This is a genomic window from Methylobacterium sp. WL18, from assembly GCF_008040015.1.
GTDB classification, from domain to species: Bacteria; Pseudomonadota; Alphaproteobacteria; order Rhizobiales; family Beijerinckiaceae; genus Methylobacterium; species Methylobacterium mesophilicum.
In genome coordinates this window covers 1-441 of sequence record NZ_VRVD01001344.1, presented here as the reverse complement: position 1 = coordinate 441, position 441 = coordinate 1, and the positions used below count along the sequence as shown (strand labels likewise).

Below are 441 nucleotides of genomic sequence, written 5' to 3'. Positions count from 1 at the left end.
ACCTCGACCGCCTCGCCGCCGAGGACGCCGCCTGCGCGGCGGCGGATCGGGTGCTCGCCGCGATCGCCCATGAGATCGCCGAGGGCGAGGCCGCCTGGCACGAAGCGTGGCGGCCCGCCGGTCTCGTCCCCGGCCCGCCGGCCGAGATGGCGGCCTGGCTCACCGAGACCGAAAACATGATCGAGGCCGAGCAGCGCCTGGCCGAGCAGCGGATCGAGCGGGACCGGCTGTCGGCCCGGATCGAGGCCGCCCGGGCGCCGCTCGCCGCCCTGTTTACCCGGGCCGGCCTCGATCCCGCCCCCGATCTCGATGTCGGGCAGGCGCTGGAGCGGCTGGAGACGCGGGTTGCCACCCTGGCAAGCCGGTGGGAGGCCAACCTCCAGACCGGCGGCCTGCTCCGCGCGGCCGCGGCGGCCGCCGACAGGCTGGACGTGGCCCTGG

General features: G+C 77.1%; 1 pseudogene. It reads left to right on the top strand.

What is annotated here, in order from left to right:
- Positions 1-441, top strand: a pseudogene (locus tag FV228_RS32665) (chromosome segregation protein SMC); the annotation flags it as partial.